Source organism: Pseudomonadota bacterium (assembly GCA_027624955.1).
Lineage (GTDB): Bacteria > Pseudomonadota > Alphaproteobacteria > UBA828 > UBA828 > PTKB01.
Map to the genome: position 1 here is coordinate 33998 of JAQBTG010000012.1, position 21634 is coordinate 55631.

The following is a 21634-nucleotide window of genomic DNA, read 5'->3' on the forward strand; positions in this document are numbered from 1 at the left end:
AGCCATGAGAAAATCCGAATTATTGTCCATTGAGCAACTATATGCCGCCGATGCGGAAACCATTGCGCTCGGCACGCCGGGTATTCAACTTATGGAGAATGCCGGGCAGGCCATTACCCGCGAGATACGCAAGCGCTGGCAGCCTTGCTCAGTATCGGTGCTCTGTGGCCCGGGAAACAACGGCGGCGATGGATTTGTTGTGGCCCGTATGTTGCAAGATGCCGGATGGCCCGTGCGTTTGGCGTTGCTCGGGGAAGTAGAGCGTTTGCAGGGGGATGCCGCGATTGCCGCTTCCCAATGGCAGGGCGCCACCGAAGTGCTCAACATGGGCATTCTCGACGATACGGAACTAGTCATAGATGCGTTGTTTGGCGCCGGGCTTGGTCGCGCTTTGGATGGCGATGTGCGTGGGGTGGTGGAGGAAATCAACCGCCGCCACATCACGTGCGTAGCGGTGGATATACCAAGCGGTGTGCATGGCGACAGCGGATTAATTCTCGGCACTGCCGTTCAGGCAACTTTGACCGTGACATTTTGCCGCCGCAAGCCGGGCCACCTTCTATTACCCGGCCGCTTGCGCGCCGGTGAAGTTGTTTGCGCCGACATCGGCATTCCTGATTCGGTCGTCGACGGAAAAGGCATTATGTTGCATGAAAACAATCCTAGTGCTTGGCTGCAGAATTATCCGTGGCCGAGTACGGATGGGCATAAATTTGACCGCGGCCACGCTTTAGTGATCGGCGGCCCTGCGGCCAGCTCGGGTGCCGCCCGTTTAGCGGCGCGAGCCGCCTTACGCGTCGGTGCAGGGCTTGTCACCGTCATCGCGCCTGAAGCGGCACTCGGGATTTACGCGGCGCAATTGACCGCCGTCATGGTCGCGCCGTTGGAAGAGTTGGGCAAACAACTGCGCGACCTTCGCAAGAATGTGGTGCTGATCGGCCCGGGCTGCGGCGTTGGCTCCGACACCCGCCAACGGGTGTCGGACATCCTGGCCGCGAAACGCCGATGCGTTCTTGACGCGGATGCGTTGACTTCCTACAAAAACATGCCAAATCAATTGTTTGAACAAATAGATTCAGAAATGATATTAACGCCACATGAGGGCGAATTCAGCCGCCTGTTTAACGGCGGCAGTGACCACAATGACCGGGAGGAAATCGGCAAGGTATGTCGCGCCCGCGCGGCGGCGGCGCAAAGTGGGGCGGTAGTGATCCTAAAAGGCGGAGATACGGTCATCGCAGCGCCTGACGGCCGCGCCGCGATTAACGCCAATGCTCCGGCCGAGCTAGCTACGGCCGGGGCCGGAGATGTTCTAGCGGGATTCGCATTGGGACTGCTGGCCCAGGGCATGAAAACGTTCGAAGCCGCTTGCGCTGCGGTTTGGCTGCACGGCGCTACGGCCGGGCGATTCGGCCCTGGGCTCATCGCCGAGGACTTGTCTGAACAATTACCAGCCGAGCTTGCCGTTCTGAGACGAATGGCTGCGCAAGGACATACGCAGTGAATGCGGGCAACTCTTCCGGCGCTCTGGTGGACCGGACCCTAACAAATATACGCAACGCCTGGCGCGAGATGACGGATTCTGCCCGCGTCGCGCTGACCGGCTCCGTCCGGCCCGATCTGCCACCCGAAGATTTGGAGCGCATTGAGCGCCAAGTAACCGCCTGCCTGGAGGGCCGTGGCGGAGAAGTATCTGCTAGAACCCGGGCTGCCGATTTGGGACGCACGTATTTATCTCTCGATCCCACCGGAAGAAAGCGATTTTTGAAGCTTTTGGCGCGCTTCGGTGTGAACGATTTAATCTTGGACGAAGCCGCCGAGGCATTGCTTGCGGCGCCTGATCTAATTGGCCGAGAGGTGGCGTCCCGTCGGCTAAAAACTGCTCTTGTGGCGCCGAGAACGAATCTTCTCCGCCAATTCAGCGCCCTACCCAACGGCGTGAAGTTCCTTGTGGACATGAGGGCGGAACTGCGCGAGATCAAAGGCGACGATGCAGATCTCGCGGCGCTGGACGCGGATCTAAAGGATTTGCTGTCGTCTTGGTTCGATATCGGCCTCTTGAATTTGCAGCGGATTACTTGGAATGCACCGGCTGCGCTGTTGGAGAAATTGGCCGACTATGAGGCAGTCCACGCGATCCTCTCGTGGCAGGATCTGAAGCATCGTCTGGATTCCACGGACCGGCGGTTTTATGCATTCTTTCATCCCAATATGGCGGAAGAGCCTCTCATTTTTGTCGAAGTGGCGCTGGTCGAAGGCCTGGCCGGAAATGTTCAGGAACTGCTCGATGTGAGCGAGCCGAGGAACGCCATAAAATCTGCGGATACCGCGATATTTTACTCCATATCCAACGCCCAACGTGGTTTGAACGGTATTTCCTTCGGCGGTTTTTTGATCAAACGGGTACTCGATGATGTGACACGGGAATTGCCGGCAATCAAAACGGCAGCGACGCTTTCGCCGATGCCAGGATTTAGAAAGTGGTTGGAGGACCTCATTGAGACCGACAGTCAATCTGTGCTCACAACGGCTGAGCATCGCGCCCTAAAGGGCGTGGCCGGAGACCGTCTCGACGATGGCGAGGGATTGTCCACTCTATTGGCGTCGCCCTGGCAGAGTGACAAAAAGGTTGTGGAAGCCCTGCGGCAGCCGTTAACCCGGCTCGGCGCAACTTATCTGCTGACCGCGCGGGATTCGTTCGATGAGCCGAGCGACCGAGTCGCGCGTTTTCATTTGAGCAACGGCGCGCGAGTCGAACGGCTTAATTTCCTCGCTGACAGTTCCCTACAGGGAATGAAGCAATCTTATGGAATGATGGTAAATTATCGTTATAAACCAGGTGATATCGAGGCCAATCACGAGGCGTTTAAAGGCGCGAAACGTATCGTCGCGTCCAGCGCGGTGAAATCCCTTCTGTCCAGACGCGAAAGATAACGGTACCACGCCGTGGACTTGTTGTTGCCTTCATGGGTGCTTCGTATGTTATATGGCTCCCGCCGGGACAGCTGGTTGAGCCGTTTCCGGCGAAGAATTGTAATAGATCGCCATGGGGTGAGCACGCGCGGGCGTGGCGGAATTGGTAGACGCGCGTGGTTTAGGACCACGTGGTGAAAGCCTTGGGGGTTCGAGTCCCTTCGCCCGCACCACCTCTTTGTTTGGCGCGAATGGACTAAATTTAGTTAATAACGGTTGGCGTTGTTCGAATGGATCGAGAAGCGAGAAACGGTGAGCCATGCAGGTAAATGAGACCCTGTCAGAGGGGCTTAAACGCGAATTCACAATCATTGTACCGTCGTCCGACGTGGAAGCGGAGGTCGAAGGCCGTCTGCTCGAGCTGAGCAAGACGATAAAGATGAAAGGGTTTCGGCCCGGCAAAGTGCCGCTCGCCATCGTCCGGCGACAGTATCGGCCATCCGTCTTGGGGGAGGTTCTGGAACGCTCTATACAAAAGAGCTCGCAGAAAGCAATTGAAGAGCGGGAATTGCGTCCTGCTCTGCAGCCCAAGATCGAAATAACCGATTATGGCGACGGCAAGGATCTCGAATACAAGATGGATATGGAGATCTTGCCGGATATCGAAATCGGTAATTTGTCGGAAATCTCGCTCACTCGATTGGTTTCCGAAGCCGACGATGAAAAAGTGAACGAGAGCCTCAAACGGATCGCTGAAGCGGACAAACAGTTCAAACCCGCGGAAGAAGGACGCGTCGCAGTATCCGGTGACGGCTTGTTGATCGATTTCAAAGGCAAGATCGATGGTGTCGATCTGGAAGGGACGTCTGCGGACGACTTCGAAATCGAACTCGGGAGCGGCACTTTTATTCCAGGATTTGAGGAACAGCTGATCGGCGTCAAGAAAGGCGAACATCGCCAGGTTAATGTCGAGTTCCCAGCGGATTATCCGCAAGAGGATGCGGCGGGAAAAGCGGCGCTCTTTGAAGTCGATGTCAAGGAGGTGCGCGAGCGTACGGAAACGACGATCGATGATGAAATGGCAAAACGGCAGGGAGTGGACGACCTCGCCGCCCTGACCGGTCTGGTGCGTGAGCAATTGGAGCAGCAGTTTGAGGCGGCGTCCAAGGCGCAATTGAAACGCTCCCTTCTCGATGATCTGGCGGAACGCTATACGTTCGAAGTTCCTGCCGGCATGGTCGATCAGGAATTCGAGACAATTTGGACTCAGATCACGCGCGATTTGGAGAAGTCTAAATCAACATTCGAAGAATCGATGGACCAAAGCGAAGATGAGGCGCGCGCGGAGTATCGGCAAATTGCCGAACGGCGCGTCCGCCTGGGATTGCTTCTCTCCGAAATTGGCCGCGAGAATGAAATCTCGATCGAGCGTGACGATCTTCTCAAGGCCGCACTTGAATCTGCGCGCGGGTTTTCGAATCCACAACAGGTACTCGAATTCTATCGATCGAATCCCAATGCCCTGGAACGCTTTCGAGCGCCGGTATTCGAGGACAAGGTGGTCGCCTTCTTGTCGGAGCTCGCGGATATCAAGGAAAGCGTTGTTGATCCGGAGGAGTTATTCCGCGATCCGGACGATGTAGCGGGCACGGAGAAGAGCGCTAAGGGCTCTAGCAAAAAATCTGGGACGCCGGCGGCCAAGAAAAAGGCGGTAAAAAAACCGGCTTCGAAAGCAGAAGCCACCGACGCGAAGGTGACGACGAAAAACACCGCTGCGAAAAGAAAAACTACATCTGACAAGAGCGGGCAAAAAACGGCGAAATCGACCACCGCTGCAGCAAAAGAAAAATAGCCAAAGGCTCTTAAGGAGACATAACGGCGATGGCCGATATCATTGATACCTACGCAAATACGCTCGTTCCCATGGTTGTTGAGCAGACAAATCGCGGGGAACGTTCTTACGATATTTTTTCGCGCCTTTTGAAGGAGCGAATCATTTTTCTGACCGGTGCCATACATGACGAAGTGTCGAGCCTGGTAACTGCGCAGTTGCTCTTTCTCGAATCGGAAAACCCGAACAAAGACATTTCCATTTATATCAACTCGCCGGGCGGGGTTGTGACATCGGGATTGGCGATCTACGACACCATTCAATACATTCGCCCTGCCGTGGCGACTCTCTGTATCGGCCAAGCCGCTTCCATGGGCTCGTTGCTGTTGGCCGCCGGCGCTGAAGGACAGCGCTTTGCCCTGCCGAACTCGCGAATCATGCTGCACCAGCCGTCGGGTGGATTTCAGGGCCAGGCCACCGATATTGAAATTCATACGAGAGAAATTCTTGCTTTACGTAAAAGGTTGAATGAAATTTACGTTAAGCACACGAAGCAAGGCATTGAGATAATTGAAAAAAATCTCGAAAGAGATAATTTCATGTCACCAGAGGATGCGAAGGCGTTCGGCATCGTCGACGACGTGGTGGTTCACCGAGTTGTGACGGAGGACCCAGACGATCCGAAGCCAGAAAGCAAGTCTTAACCGTTTTTTATCTGCACAGCGCTAGAGTGGCACCAACCGCTGAGAAGGCGGGGGGCAGGGCAGAATAGGCTAGACAAATAGCACCAACGAGTGCGACCCTCGATTCGGATTAATGGCCATCGCGATTAGCTGCTGTCGCGGCTAGCGGTGGTAGGTGAGGGGCGGCGCCCCGCGCGGCTGAACTGACTGGAGTGGGCATGAACAAGTCCAGCGGCAACGACTCGAAGAACACGCTTTACTGCTCTTTTTGCGGCAAGAGCCAGCATGAAGTGCGCAAGCTTATTGCCGGCCCGACCGTGTTCATCTGCGATGAATGCGTTGAACTCTGCATGGATATTATCCGTGAAGAGCACAAGAGCTCCCGCGTTAAAAGCCGGGATGGCGTGCCGGCACCAGCGGAAATATCCGAAGTATTGCAGGATTATGTCATTGGCCAGTATCACGCCAAACGGGTGCTTTCGGTGGCCGTGCACAATCATTACAAGCGTCTCGCCCATAGCGGCAACAGCAATGACGTTGAGTTGGCGAAATCGAATATTTTGCTGATTGGCCCGACAGGCTGCGGCAAGACCCTACTGGCCCAAACTCTCGCTCGAATCCTGGATGTTCCCTTCACTATGGCCGATGCCACGACGCTAACGGAAGCGGGCTATGTCGGTGAGGATGTTGAAAATATCATTCTGAAGCTTTTGCAATCTGCGGATTACAATGTCGAACGGGCACAGCGTGGCATCGTCTATCTGGACGAAGTCGATAAAATTGCGCGCAAATCTGACAATCCTTCGATTACCCGCGACGTTTCTGGTGAAGGTGTACAGCAGGCTCTGTTGAAGATCATGGAAGGCACCGTGGCTTCGGTTCCTCCACAAGGCGGGCGCAAACACCCGCAACAGGAGTTCCTGCAGGTCGATACCACAAACATATTGTTTATTTGTGGTGGCGCGTTCGCGGGTCTGGAAAAGATTATTGCGCAACGTGGCCGTGGGACATCAATTGGTTTTGGCGCCGATGTGCGTGCACCCGAAGAGCGCAAGACTGGAGAAATTTTGCGTGAAATCGAACCGGAAGATTTGCTCAAGTTCGGATTAATTCCCGAGTTTGTTGGCCGGTTGCCGGTTATCGCGACTCTCGAAGATTTGGACGAGACCGCGTTAATCGAAATTTTAACGGCGCCCAAGAACGCCTTGGTAAAGCAATATCAAAAGCTGTTCGAAATGGAAGAAGTGGAATTGAGCTTTACCGAAGACGCGTTGAGCGCCATTGCGCGAAAGGCGGTCGCTCGCAAGACTGGAGCGCGCGGATTGCGTTCAATATTGGAAGCAATTTTACTCGATTCGATGTTTGACCTACCTGGATACGACAATGTTGAGGAGGTGGTCATTAACCGTGAAGTGGTTGAGGGTGGGGCAACGCCGCTGTTGATTTACGCTGATCGAACTGAAGACGCCAGTTCCTCGGCTTCATAAGTGTCGTGCCACGGGTATTTTTTTGGGACTTGACCGGACCCAGGTGGGCTCCCACCTAAAAGCAACGCAGTTCGCTTATCCTGGGCGGCGCATAACATGACCGAGAAGTGAACAAATCTGATGCCTGAAGCCACTGAACATCCACGCTATCCGGTTTTGCCTTTACGCGATATCGTCGTTTTTCCACACATGATTGTGCCGCTGTTTGTGGGGCGCGAAAAATCCGTGCGGGCGCTTGAAGATGTCATGAAGGACGACAAGCAGATCCTTCTGATCGCGCAAAAGAATGCGTCGCAAGATGATCCAACCACTGATGACATTCATAGCGTCGGAACAATCGGCACCGTTCTTCAACTGCTGAAATTACCCGATGGTACGGTGAAGGTGCTGGTCGAAGGCGGTGCGCGGGCGCGCGTTATCAAATTTTTTGACAATGAAGATTTTTTCCAGGCGACCGCTGAGCAAATGGCCGGCGATGACGGCGATCCGCAAGAAATCGAGGCCATGTCGCGCTCGGTTCTGTCCCAGTTTGAGCAATACGTAAAACTGAATAAGAAAGTGCCGCCGGAAGTTCTGGTTTCAGTCAATCAAATAGACGATCCGGCGAAATTGGCCGATACCATCGCTTCTCATCTGTCGATCAAGCTTGAGGAAAAGCAGGAACTGCTCGAAGTCGTCTCGTTGATGGAGCGCATGGAGCGTGTCTGTGGCCTCATGGAAGGCGAAATAGGCGTCCTGCAGGTCGAGAAAAAAATTCGCAGTCGCGTTAAGCGCCAAATGGAAAAAACGCAGCGCGAATATTATCTCAACGAGCAAATGAAGGCGATCCAGAAGGAGCTTGGCGAAGGCGAGGATGGCCGTGACGAGACCGCCGAATATGAAGATCGCATCAAAAACACCAAATTGACCAAGGAAGCGCGCGAAAAGGCGGAAGCCGAAATTAAGAAACTGCGCACGATGTCCCCGATGTCGGCGGAAGCGACAGTGGTGCGCAATTATCTCGATTGGCTGTTGAACATTCCGTGGAAGAAACGGACTCGGGTCAACAAGGATGTGAACCAGGCCGAGAAGATCCTGAACGAGGATCACTACGCCTTGAAGCTGGTCAAGGAACGCATTCTTGAATATCTCGCGGTGCAGCAGCGCACGAGAAAATTGAAAGGTCCGATCCTCTGTTTGGTTGGCCCTCCGGGCGTCGGCAAGACGTCGCTCGGCAAGTCCGTAGCGCGCGCGACGGGGCGGAATTTCGTGCGCTTTTCACTTGGTGGCGTGCGCGACGAAGCGGAAATTCGTGGCCATCGGCGGACCTATATTGGCTCGATGCCGGGCAAAATTATTCAATCCATGAAAAAGGCGAAATCCTCCAATCCACTATTTTTGTTGGATGAGGTCGACAAGATGGGCGCCGATTTCCGTGGCGATCCCTCGTCGGCGCTATTGGAGGTTTTGGACCCCGAGCAGAATTCGACCTTCAACGATCATTACCTAGAGGTCGACTATGATTTATCCGACGTGATGTTTATCACGACGGCCAATACGCTCCGTATGGCGCCGGCTTTACTGGACCGCATGGAGATCATCCGCATTCCGGGTTACACCGAAGACGAAAAGGTGCAAATTGCACGGCGCCATTTGATTCCTAAGCAAATCAGCGAGCACAGTCTCAAAAAGAACGAATGGTCGATTTCGAATGACTCGCTGCTCGACCTAATTCGCTATTACACACGTGAAGCGGGCGTGCGGAATCTCGAGCGGGAAATTGCGCGGCTCACGCGCAAGGCAACGCGCGAGATCGTATCCAAAGGAGTCGAACGGGTACGGGTGACCAAACGCAATCTTGAGAAATACGCGGGCGTTAAGAAATATCGTTACGGCGAAGCTGAGTTGGAAGATTTGGTCGGCGTCACGACGGGCTTGGCGTGGACCGAGGTCGGCGGCGAGTTGTTAACCATCGAGGCAGTTCTCCTGCCGGGTAAGGGCAAGGTAATCGCGACGGGTAAACTTGGCGATGTCATGCGCGAATCGGTGCAGGCGGCGGAAAGCTATGTGAAGTCGCGTGCAGCGGAGTTCGGCATTAAACCGACCGTGTTCAGCAAACGCGACATCCATGTCCATGTACCCGAGGGTGCGACGCCAAAAGACGGGCCGTCCGCTGGAGTCGCAATGGCGACTTCCATTATCTCGGTGCTCACCGGCATTCCGGTCAGCAAGAGCTTGGCGATGACCGGGGAAATTACGCTGCGCGGCCGCGTATTGCCGATCGGCGGCCTCAAGGAAAAATTGCTGGCTGCTTTGCGCGGTGGATTGAAGACCGTGCTCATTCCTCGTGAGAACGAAAAGGATCTGGTGGAGATTCCCGACAATGTGAAGAAGAACTTGAACATCATTCCCATCGACACCGTCGACGACGTTCTGAAGCACGCACTTACCAAGCCAGTCGTTCCAATTGAATGGGACGAAGAAGAGCAAGAAAAAAAATCCGTTTCCAGTTCGTCGGATGACAAGGTCGATGCTGACGGAGTCGTCACACATTAATCTGCTGAAGCGAGTCGTGGTCGCGACTCGATAATGTGTTTCTTTTCCCAGACAATTAGGTATCCGAACCTCCAGCGGGCCCTGTCATGTCCCTGTAAAGCCCGGATTCTTTGGTTTTGTGGCCTCGATGACGTTGACGTTTCTGAATCTCGCACCTTACACTCGACCGGGTTGTATACGTATTCGAGAGCCGAAAGCGTTGCACAATTTATCTACGATTAATCATGGGGGCTGAGAGTGAATAAGAACGATCTGGTTAAATCCGTCGCTGACGCAACGGACATGTCGAGCGCTGATGCCGCACGGGCGGTGGAAGGGGTTTTCGACGCAATCACCAATTCTTTAAAGGGCGGAGAAGAAGTACGCTTGGTTGGATTTGGGTCTTTCAGTGTCGTCAAAAGAAAAGCGACGACAGGACGCAACCCGAGAACCGGCGAGGCAATCCAAATCCCCGCTTCAAATCAGCCAAAATTCAAAGCGGGCAAGGCTCTGAAAGAGGCAGTCAACTAAGCATCTGTGTCGATAGCTTACCGGACGCCGGCCAATTTGGTGGCCGGCGTCAATTATTTTGGCCTGGCAAGTCCGACTATATTTACTTGAATTCAAAAGAATCGAAACGGCGAGGCCGTTACGATGCTATGTTCTGTCCGTATCCAGTCAGGGGGCGATTAGCTCAGCTGGAAGAGCGTCTCGTTTACACCGAGAAAGTCGGCGGTTCGAGCCCGTCATCGCCCACCAAATTTGAGCCAGGGATCGCGCAGGAAACTCATAGGAGACAAGGGCAATTGCCTTGACCGGGCTTGCGCACTGCATTAAACAAAACCGCCCGGTTCGGCGCGGTTTTTAGCGACTTTCCGTAATTCGGGGGTGTAGCTCAGTTGGTTAGAGCGCCGGCCTGTCACGCCGGAGGTCGCGGGTTCAAGTCCCGTCACTCCCGCCATCTTATCGGATTCCCCCGCGGAGCATGCGGGGCCGGTCAGACGATATAGTTGGCGCCTTTGGACGATGTGTTTGTTTTGCGGCTTCCGGGGAAAGTTAAGAATAATGGATGGTGACACCGCTCAATGATCGCATCTCAATCATTCTTGCTCGAATATCTACCGATCTTGATATTTCTGGGGATTGCCGCGGTCATCGCAATGGGCGCGATTGCCGCGTCCTATATTGCCGCACCGCAAAACCCCGACGCGGATAAAGTATCAGCCTATGAATGCGGTTTCGACGCGTTTGACGATGCGCGTGGGCGCTTCGATGTGCGTTTCTATTTGGTCGCCATTTTATTCATCATTTTCGACCTGGAAGTTGCCTTCTTGTTTCCGTGGGCGGTCTCATTCAAGGATATTGGCCTTTACGGATTTTGGTCGATGGTGATTTTCCTGGGCATCCTGACCATTGGTTTTATCTACGAATGGAAGAAAGGCGCTTTGGAATGGGATTGAGCAGTGACCGCACGCCGCATTTGGCTGATGCCCCGATTCCTCCTGGCGAGGCACAGACTGCCGCGCTGAAGCTCGTAACCGACGAGCTCGGCGATAAGGGCTTTGTTGTTGCCAAGCTCGATCGTCTCATCAATTGGGCGCGCACGGGTTCTTTGTGGCCGATGAGCTTCGGTCTTGCCTGCTGCGGCGTCGAGTTTATGCAAGTGATCGCCGCGCGCTATGACATCGACCGTTTGGGCATGATCCCCCGCGCCAGCCCGCGTCAATCCGACGTGATGATCGTTGCCGGCACCTTGTGCAACAAAATGGCGCCAGCATTTCGCAAGGTATACGACCAGATGCCTGAGCCGCGCTATGTCATCTCCATGGGCAGCTGCGCCAATGGCGGCGGGTACTACCACTATTCTTATTCTGTCGTACGCGGATGTGATCGGATTGTGCCGGTCGACGTGTATGTGCCTGGTTGCCCGCCTACAGCCGAAGCGCTTCTCTACGGCATCATGCAGCTTCAGCGTAAAATTCGGCGCACCGGAACGATCGCGCGCTAGAGCCCGCGAATTTAAAGACCATGAATCAACAGGCGCTGAAAGAACTCGCAGCACATCTTGACGCGACACTTGGCGATTATATTCAGTCGTCCAAGATCGTGCATGGCGAACTGACTCTCGAAATTCGCGTCGCGTCAGTAGAGCGCATAATCAAATTTCTGCGTGACGACAGTGCATGCCGCTTCGAGATGTTGATCGACATATGTGGCGTCGATTATCCGCAGCGCGACCCGCGTTTTGACGTGGTTTACCATCTGCTTAGCGTCAGCAATAACATGCGCATTCGCGTCAAGGCGGGCGTTGACGAAGAGGGCTCGGTCCCTTCCGTGTCGGCGCTTTACAGTACTGCCGGTTGGTTCGAGCGTGAAGTGTGGGACTTATTCGGCATCTATGTCACCGATCATCCGGATTTGCGCCGTCTGCTTACGGATTATGGCTTTGAGGGCCATCCACTGCGTAAGGATTTTCCGCTAACGGGTTATGTCGAGCTGCGCTATGACGACGAGCAAAAGCGCGTCGTCTACGAGCCGGTCAAGCTGACCCAGGAATATCGCAGCTTCGATTTCATGAGCCCGTGGGAAGGCGCAGAATATATTTTGCCGGGAGACGAAAAAGCCGGAAATCCAGGAGGCGACGGCGGGGGGGCATGAGCGAACATCGCATCAAGAATATGACGCTCAATTTTGGCCCGCAACATCCGGCGGCGCATGGTGTGCTGCGCCTCGTTCTCGAAATGGATGGCGAGGTCGTAGAGCGGGCGGACCCGCATATCGGATTGCTGCACCGCGGCACGGAAAAACTGATCGAGCATAAGACCTATCTGCAGGCGGTACCTTATTTTGATCGCTTGGATTATGTGGCGCCGATGAATCAGGAGCACGCGTTCGCATTGGTGGTGGAGCGTTTGCTCGGCATCGAAGCGCCTCTGCGCGCCCAATATATTCGCGTGCTCTATAGCGAAATCGGACGTATCACCAATCATCTTCTCAATATCTCGACGATGATTCTGGATATTGGCGCGTTTACGCCATTCTTTTGGGCCTTTGAAGAGCGCGAAGTTTTAATGGAATTCTATGAGCGCGCGTCGGGGGCGAGGATGCATGCCGCATATTTCCGCCCTGGCGGTGTGACCAGCGATTTGCCGCCGGACCTGCTGCGCGACATCGGCTTGTGGAACAATAAATTCCCTAAGATCATCGACGATATCGAAAACTTGATTACCGAAAACCGAATTTTTAAACAGCGTACCGTCGACATCGGCTCGACCAGCCCAGCGGAGGCGCTTGACTGGGGCTTTACCGGCCCGATGTTGCGGGCTTCCGGCGTAACTTGGGATTTGCGTCGCAATCAGCCTTACGAAGTTTATGACGAACTCGAGTTTTCCGTACCCGTCGGTACCAGCGGCGATTGCTATGAGCGTTATTTGGTGCGGATGGAAGAGATGCGCGAAAGTGTGAAAATCATTGATCAGTGCCTCGCGCGCATGCCCGAGGGTCCGGTGAAGGTCGCGGATAACAAGATCAGCCCGCCGACCCGCAGCGAGATGAAAAATTCGATGGAGGCTCTGATCCATCACTTCAAACTCTTTACCGAGGGTTATCACGTGCCGGCGGGCGAGGCCTACGCCGCCGTCGAGGCACCGAAGGGCGAGTTCGGTGTTTATTTGGTGTCTGACGGTAGCAACAAGCCTTATCGGTGCAAGATCAGAGCGCCTGGATTTGCTCATCTACAGGCGCTCGATTATGTCAGCCGGGGTCATATGTTGGCCGATGCCGTGGCTAATTTGGCCAGTATGGATATCGTTTTCGGGGAGATCGACCGATGAATGGAGAGAGTCGGAAGTTCGAATTCTCGCCCGAGAATCTTGAACTCGCGAACGCGCATATCGCGAAATATCCTGAGGGCCGCCAGGCGAGTGCGGTGCTGCCGCTCTTAGATCTTGCGCAGCGTCAGAATGGTGGCTGGGTGTCGCGCGAAGCCATGGTCTATATCGCCGATTTTCTGGATATGGCCGAAATTCGCGTTTATGAAGTCGCGACTTTCTACACAATGGTGAACCTCAACCCAGTCGGGAAACATCTGATCCAACTGTGCCGCACGACGCCCTGTTGGCTACGCGGCTCAGACGATTTGCGCGACGCCTGTACGAATGAATTGGGTATAGGCATCGGCGAATCCACGGAAGACGGCATGTTCACGCTGGTAGAAGTGGAGTGTCTCGGCGCTTGTGTGAATGCGCCTATGGTGCAGATCAACGATGATTTCTATGAGGATCTTTCGGCCGCGCGGATGATTGAAATTCTCGCCATGTTGCGGCGCGGCGAGCAGCCATCGGCGGGTTCGCAAACCGGGCGACAGACTTCGGCGCCGACGACCGGCTTGACCACATTGCTGGATGGCGGGACTGCGTGATGCTGAATGATTCAAACCGCATCTTTACCAATCTTTACGGTGCCCATGATTGGCGCCTCGGCGGCGCGCGCAAGCGCGGCGCGTGGGACGGCACCAGCACTCTTATTGGCAAGGGCCACGAATGGGTCGTCGATCAAGTCAAGGAATCTGGATTGCGTGGTCGGGGCGGTGCGGGTTTCCCGACTGGTCTCAAATTCTCTTTCATGCCCAAAGAGCCAGATCCGAGGCGGCCGCATTACTTGATCGTCAATGCCGACGAATCCGAGCCCGGGACTTGCAAGGACCGGGACATCATGCGTCACGATCCGCATCTTCTCATAGAGGGTTGTTTGCTCTCCGCCTTCGCCATGCGCGCCAACGCCGGCTACATCTACATTCGCGGTGAGTTTTATCGCGAGGCCGAGAATTTGCAGACCGCGATCGATGAGGCGTATGACGCCGGATTGATCGGCAAGAATGCTTCAGGTTCAGGATGGGATTTCGACCTTTATTTACACCGCGGCGCCGGCGCCTATATCTGCGGTGAGGAAACCGGCTTGCTGGAAAGCCTCGAAGGCAAGCCAGGTAAGCCGCGTTTGAAGCCGCCGTTTCCGGCCGGTGCCGGTCTTTATGGTTGCCCCTCCACGGTTAACAATGTTGAAACCCTCGCAGTTATCCCAACCATACTAAGGCGCGGCCCGGAGTGGTTCGCAGGGTTGGGCAGACCAAAGAATAGCGGAACCAAACTATTCTGCATTTCGGGGCATGTGAACCAGCCCTGCAATGTTGAAGAAGAGATGGGAATTCCGCTGCGCGAGCTTATCGAGAAACATGCCGGTGGTGTGCGCGGCGGTTGGGACAATTTGTTGGCGGTAATTCCCGGCGGCGCCTCGGTGCCATTGTTGCCGAAATCTATTTGCGATGACGTGCTGATGGATTTTGATTCGCTGGTTGCCCAAAAATCGGGTCTTGGCACGGCGGCCGTCATCGTTATGGACAAATCGACAGATGTGGTTGAGGCGATATCCCGGCTTTCACATTTTTATATGCACGAAAGTTGCGGCCAGTGCACGCCCTGCCGCGAAGGTACCGGATGGGTTTATCGCATGATGCAGCGGATGGTCACGGGCGAAGCATCGGTGAAGGATATCGATCTTCTCTGGGATGTGGTGGGTCAGATCGAAGGCCATACAATTTGCGCGCTCGGAGACGCCGCAGCGTGGCCGGTCCAAGGCCTGATCCGGCATTTTCGCGGCGAAATGGAACAGCGCATTCTGGCGCGCCATGGCATCCCGACCGATGCCGGCGCACCGAAAGCCGCGTGAGGAATTTGGACTATGCCGAAACTAACAATCGACGGCGTTGAAGTTGAAGTCGCGGACGGCTCAACGGTCCTGCAGGCTTGCGAGCAGGTTGGCGCAGAGGTGCCGCGTTTCTGTTACCACGACCGCCTGTCGATTGCCGGAAATTGTCGCATGTGTCTGGTCATCATGGAAAGATCTCCTAAACCCATCGCTTCCTGCGCGATGCCGGCGGGCGAGGGAATGGTGATTCACACCAATACGCCAGAGGTCAAAAAGGCGCGCGAAGGGGTGATGGAGTTCCTGCTCATCAATCATCCGCTGGACTGCCCCATTTGCGATCAGGGCGGCGAGTGCGACTTGCAAGATCAGGCTATGGCATATGGCCGCCATTTCAGCCGTTTCGATGAGCACAAACGGGCGGTTAAGGACAAAGATATCGGGCCGCTGGTCGAAACCATCATGACACGCTGCATTCATTGCACGCGATGCATCCGTTTCGCCGATGAAATTGCCGGGGTCGAAGAATTCGGTGCAGTGTTCCGCGGCGAACATATGGAAATCGGCACCTATGTAGGGAAGGCGGTTTCTTCCGAGCTGTCGGGCAACATGATTGATTTATGCCCGGTGGGCGCGTTGACGTCCAAGCCCTACGCTTTTACCGCTCGCTCGTGGGAATTGCGCAAGACAGAGAGCATCGATGTGCTTGACGCCGTTGGCTCCAATATTCGGATCGATGCGCGCGGCGGTGAAGTCATGCGCATCGTCCCTCGCCTCAACGAAGACGTGAACGAGGAGTGGATTTCCGACAAAACCCGTTTCGCCTGCGATGGCCTCAAGAAGCGCCGCCTCGATCGTTGTTACGTGCGTAAAGACGGAAAGCTAGAAGAGGCGGATTGGCCACAAGCGTTTGACGCAATACAGAAGGCGCTTCACGGTCTTGCCGGAGATCAGATCGCCGCCATTGCCGGTGACCTCGCCGATTGCGAGGCGATGACGGCACTCAAAGATTTGATGGGCGATTTGGGCTCGCAGAATATTGATTGCCGCCAAGATGGCGCCAAGCTCAGCAGCGCGCGCGCCGGCTACCTGTTCAATACGACGATCGCTCAAATCGAAGACGCCGATGCAATCTTGGTAATTGGCGCCGATTTGCGCTGGGAGGCCTCCCTGGTCAATGCCAGAATCCGCAAGCGCTGGCGGCAAGGTGGGCTCAAGACCGGTGTCATTGGCCCGCGCCGAGATCTCACCTATCCCTATGATCATCTTGGCGCCGGGCCAGAAACGCTTAGTCAAATCGCCGCCGGAAATCACGAGTTTTGCCAAGTGCTCGAAGCGGCGGAGTGGCCCATGCTCATTGTCGGGTCGGGCGCGGTGGCGCGCCGAGATGGCGCCGCTATTTTGGCCGCCGCCCGTGCAGTGGCGGAAAAATATGCCATGGTGCGCGAGGGTTGGAACGGCTTTAACGTCTTGCACCGTGCGGCTTCGCGGGTTGGCGGCCTTGATCTCGGTTTTGTGCCGAGTGGGGGCGGACGTGATGTCGCCGCTATTCTCGAAGGCGCAGAGAGCGACGCTGTCAAATTCGTTTGGCTGCTCGGATCAGACGAAATCGAAATGGCGCGATTGAACAACGCGTTCGTTGTATATCAAGGACATCACGGGGACGCCGGTGCGGCGGCAGCGGATGTGGTTTTGCCCGGCGCTGCCTACACCGAGAAAAATGCGACCTACGTGAATTTGGAAGGGCGCGTGCAACGGACCTATCGGGCGGTCCATCCCCCTGGTGAAGCTCGGGAAGATTGGACGATTCTCCGCGCCTTCTCGGAATTGACCGGTACGACATTACCTTACGATACGCTCGATGCGGTGCGGGCGCGCATGACCAAGATCGCTCCGTCCTTTGGCGCCGCAAACAGCATCACTGCGGCCGAATGGCGGGACTTTGGAGCGCCGGGCGATATGTCGGGCGATGCGTTTGCTAACCCGGTTAGTGATTTTTATACGACCGATGTGATCTCACGGGCATCAGACACCATGGCCGAGTGCAGCGCGCTGTTTGTTGCCGGCGCGCAGAAGACCGGTACCGATGGCTGAGTCTAACTTCTGGGCGGACTATATCTTGCCGCTGCTGTTGATCGTCGGCTATATCGCGGCGATCGTCGTGCCGATCTTGCTCGTCGTCGCGCTGGTCACGTACGGCGAGCGCAAGGTTTGGGCGGCCATGCAATACCGCAAAGGGCCAAACGTAGTGGGGCCGTTTGGGCTGTTCCAGCCGTTGGCCGATGGCCTGAAACTGCTGATGAAGGAAACCATTATTCCGACCGGCGCCAATCGCGTTCTCTTCATCATGGCGCCGATGATTATGTTTGCCCTTGGTCTCATCGGCTGGGCCGTCATTCCGTTCGATACCCATCTGGTTCTGGCCGATATCAATGTCGGCATACTTTATCTGTTTGCCGTGTCCTCACTTGGCGTGTACGGCATCATCATCGCCGGGTGGGCGAGTAACTCGAAGTATGGTTTCCTCGGTGCCTTGCGGTCGGCCGCCCAGATGGTTTCCTACGAGGTATCGATCGGCTTCGTCTTAGTCACCGTGATGCTCGTGGCTGGCTCATTGAATTTGAGCGACATCGTAGAAGCACAAAAAGGCCTCTGGTTCTTCATTCCGTTGGCGCCAATGTTCATCATCTATTTCATTTCAGCCCTAGCCGAGACCAACCGGACGCCGTTCGATTTGCCCGAAGCGGAAGGCGAATTGGTGGCCGGTTATCAGGTCGAATATTCGGCCATGACCTGGGGGCTGTTCATGCTCGGCGAATACGCCAACATCGTTTTGTTGAGCGGACTTTGCGTCATTCTGTTTCTCGGCGGCTGGTTGCCGCCGTTCCATGTCGAACCCTTCATATGGATTCCAGGTGTCGTCTGGTTTATCGCCAAAACGGCTTTTGTGATCTTTCTCTTCACTTGGGTGCGGGCGACAATGCCGCGCTATCGTTATGACCAACTCATGCGCTTGGGCTGGAAGGTCTTTCTGCCCGCGTCTCTAGCCTGGGTGGTCATCACCGCCGGCGCCATGCACTTGTTTGGATGGATGCCGCAATGAGCAGGAAAGGTTAATCATGTCGTTCATAGAGCAATCGGTGAAGTCTCTATTGTTGACCGAACTATTGAAGGGTATGACCATCACCTTTCGCCAGATGTTTAGTCCCAAGGCGACCGTCAACTACCCCTATGAAAGAGGGCCGATCAGCGCGCGCTTTCGTGGCGAGCACGCACTTCGGCGCTATTCGAACGGCGAGGAGCGCTGCATTGCCTGCAAACTGTGCGAAGCGATTTGCCCGGCGCAGGCGATTACCATCGAGGCTGAGCCGCGCGGCGACGGCAGCCGCCGCACGACTCGCTACGACATCGATATGGTCAAATGCATTTATTGCGGCTTTTGCCAGGAAGCCTGTCCGGTGGACGCCATCGTCGAGGGGCCGAATTTCGAATTCGCCGCCGAGACGCGCGAGGAACTGCTCTACAACAAACAGAAACTTTTGGACAATGGTGAGCGCTGGGAGAGCGAAATCGCAGCGAACCTGGCGTCTGAAGCACCGTATCGTTGAGGAACATCGGCGGCTGAAGCCGAGAAATCGAATGAATTCATGATTATCGAGACAATAGTCTTTTACCTTCTTTCCGTGGTGACCGTCGCCGCGGGGGTGATGGTTATTGCCTCGCGCAATCCAGTACAGTCCGTGCTTTTCCTGATTCTGGCATTTTTCAATTCAGCTGGCCTGTTTGTGCTGTTGGGCGCTGAATTCCTCGCCATGATATTGATCATTGTCTATGTCGGCGCGGTGGCTGTGTTGTTCCTGTTCGTCGTGATGATGCTCGATATTAATTTCTCCGAGCTGCGTGCGGGATTCCTGCAATATTTGCCGATTGGCGCCATTGTCGGAATCATTCTGTTAGCCGAACTCATCTTGGTGTTTGCTACCGGCGCCGTCGACATCCACGTTCCAGATATTGTTGCGGTGGCTATGCCGCCGGCAGAGGAAGTGAGCAACACGCGGGCGTTGGGCAATATTCTCTATACCCGCTATGCCTATTTGTTCCAGGGCGCTGGATTTATTTTGTTGGTCGCCATGGTCGGCGCCATTGTGTTGACCCATCGGCGGCGGGTCGAAGTCCGGCGCCAGAAAATCGCCGATCAGGTGGCGCGCGACCCAAAAGTGGCGGTGGTTCTCAAAGACATTAAATCAGGCGAGGAGGGGTCATGGAAATCGGACTGACCCATTATCTGACCGTGGCCGCGATACTTTTCACGCTTGGCGTGTTCGGCATATTTCTCAATCGCAAGAACGTCATCATCATTTTGATGTCGATCGAGTTGATGCTGCTTGCCGTCAATATTAATTTCGTCGCATTCTCGGTTTTCCTAAATGACATGGCGGGTCAGGTGTTCGCCATGCTGGTCCTCACAGTGGCGGCAGCCGAAGCGGCCATCGGTCTTGCCATACTGGTTGTCTATTTCCGCAACCGCGGCTCCATCGCGGTTGAAGACGTTAATGTGATGAAGGGCTAAACCCTCGTGCTGCTTTATATTGCTCCCGTTTTTCTGCCGCTAATCGGCGCAGCAATCACTGGCCTGTTCGGCCGCGTGCTTGGCGATCGAGCGTCGCAGTACATCTCCTGCGGGGCGATGGGTTTGGCGGCGCTGGCGTCGATATTCGTTTTTAACAATGTGGTGATGCAAGGCGAAGTTCAGCAGATATACCTTTTCAACTGGATGACCTCGGGCAGTTTCGTGGTCGATTGGGCGCTCCGCATCGACGAATTGACGGCGATGATGGTCTTCACCGTTTCGATTGTGTCGTTCCTGATCCATGTCTACTCGATCGGATACATGGCACATGATCCACACATTCCGCGGTTTTTCGCGTATCTGTCGCTGTTCACTTTTTTCATGTTGGCGCTCGTTACGGCAGATAATTTCCTCCAGCTTTATTTCGGCTGGGAGGGAGTTGGCCTGGTTTCATATCTGCTAATCGGATTTTGGTATAAGCGGCCGGCCGCAAATGCGGCAGCGATCAAGGCGTTCGTCGTTAATCGCGTTGGCGATTTCGGATTCGGTCTCGGAATCCTGGCGATTTACCAAACCTTCGGATCTGTCAGTTTTGATACCGTTTTCGCCGCCGCGCCCAACCTAGCCGGCTCAGAGTTCGATTTCCTCGGCCACAATTTCGATGCTCTGACGGTCATCTGCATTCTGCTGTTCGTCGGCGCCATGGGAAAGTCGGCGCAATTTTTGCTCCATACTTGGTTGCCCGATGCGATGGAGGGTCCGACGCCGGTATCGGCTCTCATTCATGCGGCGACTATGGTAACCGCTGGGGTCTTCTTGGTTGCGCGATGTTCGCCTCTATTCGAATATGCGCCGATCGCACTCGCCGTCGTCACCGTTGTCGGCGCCACGACGGCGATATTTGCCGCGACAATTGCGATCACCCAAACCGACATCAAACGGGTGATCGCCTATTCGACCTGTAGTCAGCTTGGCTACATGTTCTTTGCCTGCGGTGTATCGGCTTATTCGGCGGGCATGTTCCATCTGACCACGCATGCTTTCTTTAAGGCGCTTCTTTTTTTGGGCGCCGGCTCGGTAATCCATGCCATGTCCGACGAGCAAGACATGCGCAAAATGGGCGGTATCTGGAAAGCCATCCCGTTGACTTACTTGCTCATGTGGATCGGCAGCTTAGCGCTGGCGGGTATACCGTTTTTCTCAGGATTCTTCTCCAAGGATGTGATCCTCGAATCCGCCTTTGCGGCGGCAACTGGTTTGGGTTATTACGCCTATGCCGCTGGTATTGCCGCCGCTGTGCTGACGGCGCTCTATTCCTGGCGCCTCATCATCCTTACCTTCCATGGCAAGCCGCGAGCTGACGAAAAAGTTATGGCGCATGTTCATGAATCGCCGCCGATCATGACTGTGCCACTCATTCTTTTAGCCGTCGGCGCGATCGTTTCTGGTTATTTGTTGATGCCGATGGTGGGATCACATTCGGATTTCTGGGGCACCTCAATACTTGTGTTGCCGCATCACCATGCTCTTGAGAGTGCGCATCATGTTGATTTCTGGGTCAAGGCATTGCCGACAATCGTTGCGGTTATCGGTATCTTGGCTGCCTATTTTCTCTACATGGCCAAGCCGCACCTGCCTGGTGTGATAGCGCAGCGCCTGCGGCCACTCTATTTGTTCTCTTACAACAAATGGTATTTCGATGAGTTCTATGATTGGGCGTTCGTCCGCCCGACCAAATATCTTGGCTATGGTTTGTGGAAACAAGGCGACGGCGGCGTCATCGACGGAATCGGCCCCGACGGCGTTGCGGCAGCGGCTGCCGCCATTGCCCGACGCGTCGTCAAGCTGCAGAGCGGATATGTCTATCACTACGCTTTTCTGATGTTGGTCGGTGTGGCCGTCATCATCACCTGGTTTCTTATTCTGGGATGATGAC

General features: G+C 55.1%; 19 protein-coding genes and 3 tRNA genes. All 22 read left to right on the forward strand.

All coding sequences use genetic code 11. From position 1 onward, the window contains the following. Positions 1-4 precede the first annotated feature (4 nt). The 22 genes from O3A94_06540 to nuoL all read left to right on the forward strand — a co-directional run bounded on the left by O3A94_06540 (position 5) and on the right by nuoL (position 21630). Positions 5-1504, forward strand: coding sequence for an NAD(P)H-hydrate dehydratase (locus O3A94_06540; GenBank protein ID MDA1355912.1), 1500 nt, complete (start codon positions 5-7; stop codon positions 1502-1504). After that, complete coding sequence (locus tag O3A94_06545; protein MDA1355913.1) at positions 1501-2934, forward strand: malonyl-CoA decarboxylase family protein; 1434 nt, start codon at positions 1501-1503, stop codon at positions 2932-2934. The genes O3A94_06540 and O3A94_06545 overlap by 4 nt, the downstream gene beginning before the upstream one ends. Before the next feature lie 127 nt (positions 2935-3061). Further along, positions 3062-3146, forward strand: a tRNA-Leu gene (locus tag O3A94_06550). A gap of 86 nt (positions 3147-3232) precedes the next feature. Further along, positions 3233-4765: a trigger factor gene (tig, locus tag O3A94_06555; GenBank protein MDA1355914.1), complete on the forward strand. Its 1533-nt coding sequence runs from the start codon at positions 3233-3235 to the stop codon at positions 4763-4765. A 29-nt stretch (positions 4766-4794) separates the two neighbouring features. Next, positions 4795-5448 carry an ATP-dependent Clp endopeptidase proteolytic subunit ClpP gene (clpP, locus tag O3A94_06560; GenBank protein MDA1355915.1) on the forward strand — a complete coding sequence of 218 codons (654 nt, stop codon included), beginning with the start codon at positions 4795-4797 and terminating at the stop codon, positions 5446-5448. 197 nt (positions 5449-5645) lie between these two features. After that, a complete protein-coding gene (clpX, locus tag O3A94_06565) occupies positions 5646-6914 on the forward strand; it encodes an ATP-dependent Clp protease ATP-binding subunit ClpX (GenBank protein ID MDA1355916.1) in 1269 nt (422 codons plus the stop codon). 120 nt (positions 6915-7034) lie between these two features. Continuing rightward, positions 7035-9449: an endopeptidase La gene (gene lon / locus O3A94_06570; GenBank protein ID MDA1355917.1), complete on the forward strand. Its 2415-nt coding sequence runs from the start codon at positions 7035-7037 to the stop codon at positions 9447-9449. A 237-nt stretch (positions 9450-9686) separates the two neighbouring features. Continuing rightward, entirely contained in the window at positions 9687-9959 is a 273-nt protein-coding gene (locus O3A94_06575) for an HU family DNA-binding protein (protein MDA1355918.1), read from the forward strand. Positions 9960-10111: 152 nt separating this feature from the next. Further along, positions 10112-10187: transfer RNA gene (locus O3A94_06580), tRNA-Val, on the forward strand. A 125-nt stretch (positions 10188-10312) separates the two neighbouring features. After that, positions 10313-10389 (forward strand) — tRNA-Asp (locus tag O3A94_06585). Between the two features lie 124 nt (positions 10390-10513). Beyond that, positions 10514-10888 carry an NADH-quinone oxidoreductase subunit A gene (locus O3A94_06590; protein ID MDA1355919.1) on the forward strand — a complete coding sequence of 125 codons (375 nt, stop codon included), beginning with the start codon at positions 10514-10516 and terminating at the stop codon, positions 10886-10888. Continuing rightward, a complete protein-coding gene (locus O3A94_06595) occupies positions 10879-11436 on the forward strand; it encodes an NADH-quinone oxidoreductase subunit B (GenBank protein ID MDA1355920.1) in 558 nt (185 codons plus the stop codon). The genes O3A94_06590 and O3A94_06595 overlap by 10 nt, the downstream gene beginning before the upstream one ends. A 20-nt stretch (positions 11437-11456) precedes the next feature. After that, positions 11457-12086: an NADH-quinone oxidoreductase subunit C gene (locus tag O3A94_06600; protein ID MDA1355921.1), complete on the forward strand. Its 630-nt coding sequence runs from the start codon at positions 11457-11459 to the stop codon at positions 12084-12086. Then, a complete protein-coding gene (locus O3A94_06605; protein MDA1355922.1) occupies positions 12083-13261 on the forward strand; it encodes an NADH-quinone oxidoreductase subunit D in 1179 nt (392 codons plus the stop codon). The genes O3A94_06600 and O3A94_06605 overlap by 4 nt, the downstream gene beginning before the upstream one ends. Beyond that, complete coding sequence (nuoE, locus tag O3A94_06610) at positions 13258-13848, forward strand: NADH-quinone oxidoreductase subunit NuoE (protein MDA1355923.1); 591 nt, start codon at positions 13258-13260, stop codon at positions 13846-13848. The genes O3A94_06605 and nuoE overlap by 4 nt, the downstream gene beginning before the upstream one ends. After that, entirely contained in the window at positions 13848-15152 is a 1305-nt protein-coding gene (nuoF, locus tag O3A94_06615; GenBank protein MDA1355924.1) for an NADH-quinone oxidoreductase subunit NuoF, read from the forward strand. The genes nuoE and nuoF overlap by 1 nt, the downstream gene beginning before the upstream one ends. 12 nt (positions 15153-15164) lie before the next feature. Continuing rightward, positions 15165-17222, forward strand: coding sequence for an NADH-quinone oxidoreductase subunit NuoG (gene nuoG, locus O3A94_06620; protein ID MDA1355925.1), 2058 nt, complete (start codon positions 15165-15167; stop codon positions 17220-17222). After that, on the forward strand, positions 17215-18231 hold the full coding sequence (gene nuoH, locus O3A94_06625) for an NADH-quinone oxidoreductase subunit NuoH (protein ID MDA1355926.1): 1017 nt from the start codon (positions 17215-17217) through the stop codon (positions 18229-18231). Before nuoG ends, nuoH begins: the two co-directional genes overlap by 8 nt. Positions 18232-18247: 16 nt before the next feature. Further along, the gene (gene nuoI, locus O3A94_06630) at positions 18248-18736 is read left to right on the forward strand and encodes an NADH-quinone oxidoreductase subunit NuoI (protein MDA1355927.1); all 489 of its coding nucleotides are present in this window, start codon (positions 18248-18250) and stop codon (positions 18734-18736) included. Between the two features lie 39 nt (positions 18737-18775). Next, positions 18776-19405, forward strand: a complete 630-nt coding sequence (locus tag O3A94_06635) for an NADH-quinone oxidoreductase subunit J (protein ID MDA1355928.1) — start codon at positions 18776-18778, stop codon at positions 19403-19405. Next, positions 19390-19698, forward strand: coding sequence for an NADH-quinone oxidoreductase subunit NuoK (gene nuoK / locus O3A94_06640; protein ID MDA1355929.1), 309 nt, complete (start codon positions 19390-19392; stop codon positions 19696-19698). The genes O3A94_06635 and nuoK overlap by 16 nt, the downstream gene beginning before the upstream one ends. 9 nt (positions 19699-19707) lie before the next feature. Further along, positions 19708-21630: an NADH-quinone oxidoreductase subunit L gene (gene nuoL, locus O3A94_06645; protein ID MDA1355930.1), complete on the forward strand. Its 1923-nt coding sequence runs from the start codon at positions 19708-19710 to the stop codon at positions 21628-21630. Positions 21631-21634: the final 4 nt, after the last annotated feature.

Coding starts and splice junctions, on each gene's coding strand:
- lon (MDA1355917.1), top strand. CDS start 7,035: ATGCCTGAAGCCACTGAACATCCACGCTATCCGGTTTTGCCTTTACGC.
- nuoK (MDA1355929.1), top strand. CDS start 19,390: ATGGAAATCGGACTGACCCATTATCTGACCGTGGCCGCGATACTTTTC.
- nuoI (MDA1355927.1), top strand. CDS start 18,248: ATGTCGTTCATAGAGCAATCGGTGAAGTCTCTATTGTTGACCGAACTA.
- O3A94_06635 (MDA1355928.1), top strand. CDS start 18,776: ATGATTATCGAGACAATAGTCTTTTACCTTCTTTCCGTGGTGACCGTC.
- nuoF (MDA1355924.1), top strand. CDS start 13,848: ATGCTGAATGATTCAAACCGCATCTTTACCAATCTTTACGGTGCCCAT.
- O3A94_06540 (MDA1355912.1), top strand. CDS start 5: ATGAGAAAATCCGAATTATTGTCCATTGAGCAACTATATGCCGCCGAT.
- clpP (MDA1355915.1), top strand. CDS start 4,795: ATGGCCGATATCATTGATACCTACGCAAATACGCTCGTTCCCATGGTT.
- nuoH (MDA1355926.1), top strand. CDS start 17,215: ATGGCTGAGTCTAACTTCTGGGCGGACTATATCTTGCCGCTGCTGTTG.
- nuoE (MDA1355923.1), top strand. CDS start 13,258: ATGAATGGAGAGAGTCGGAAGTTCGAATTCTCGCCCGAGAATCTTGAA.
- O3A94_06600 (MDA1355921.1), top strand. CDS start 11,457: ATGAATCAACAGGCGCTGAAAGAACTCGCAGCACATCTTGACGCGACA.
- O3A94_06605 (MDA1355922.1), top strand. CDS start 12,083: ATGAGCGAACATCGCATCAAGAATATGACGCTCAATTTTGGCCCGCAA.
- clpX (MDA1355916.1), top strand. CDS start 5,646: ATGAACAAGTCCAGCGGCAACGACTCGAAGAACACGCTTTACTGCTCT.
- O3A94_06595 (MDA1355920.1), top strand. CDS start 10,879: ATGGGATTGAGCAGTGACCGCACGCCGCATTTGGCTGATGCCCCGATT.
- O3A94_06590 (MDA1355919.1), top strand. CDS start 10,514: ATGATCGCATCTCAATCATTCTTGCTCGAATATCTACCGATCTTGATA.
- tig (MDA1355914.1), top strand. CDS start 3,233: ATGCAGGTAAATGAGACCCTGTCAGAGGGGCTTAAACGCGAATTCACA.
- nuoG (MDA1355925.1), top strand. CDS start 15,165: ATGCCGAAACTAACAATCGACGGCGTTGAAGTTGAAGTCGCGGACGGC.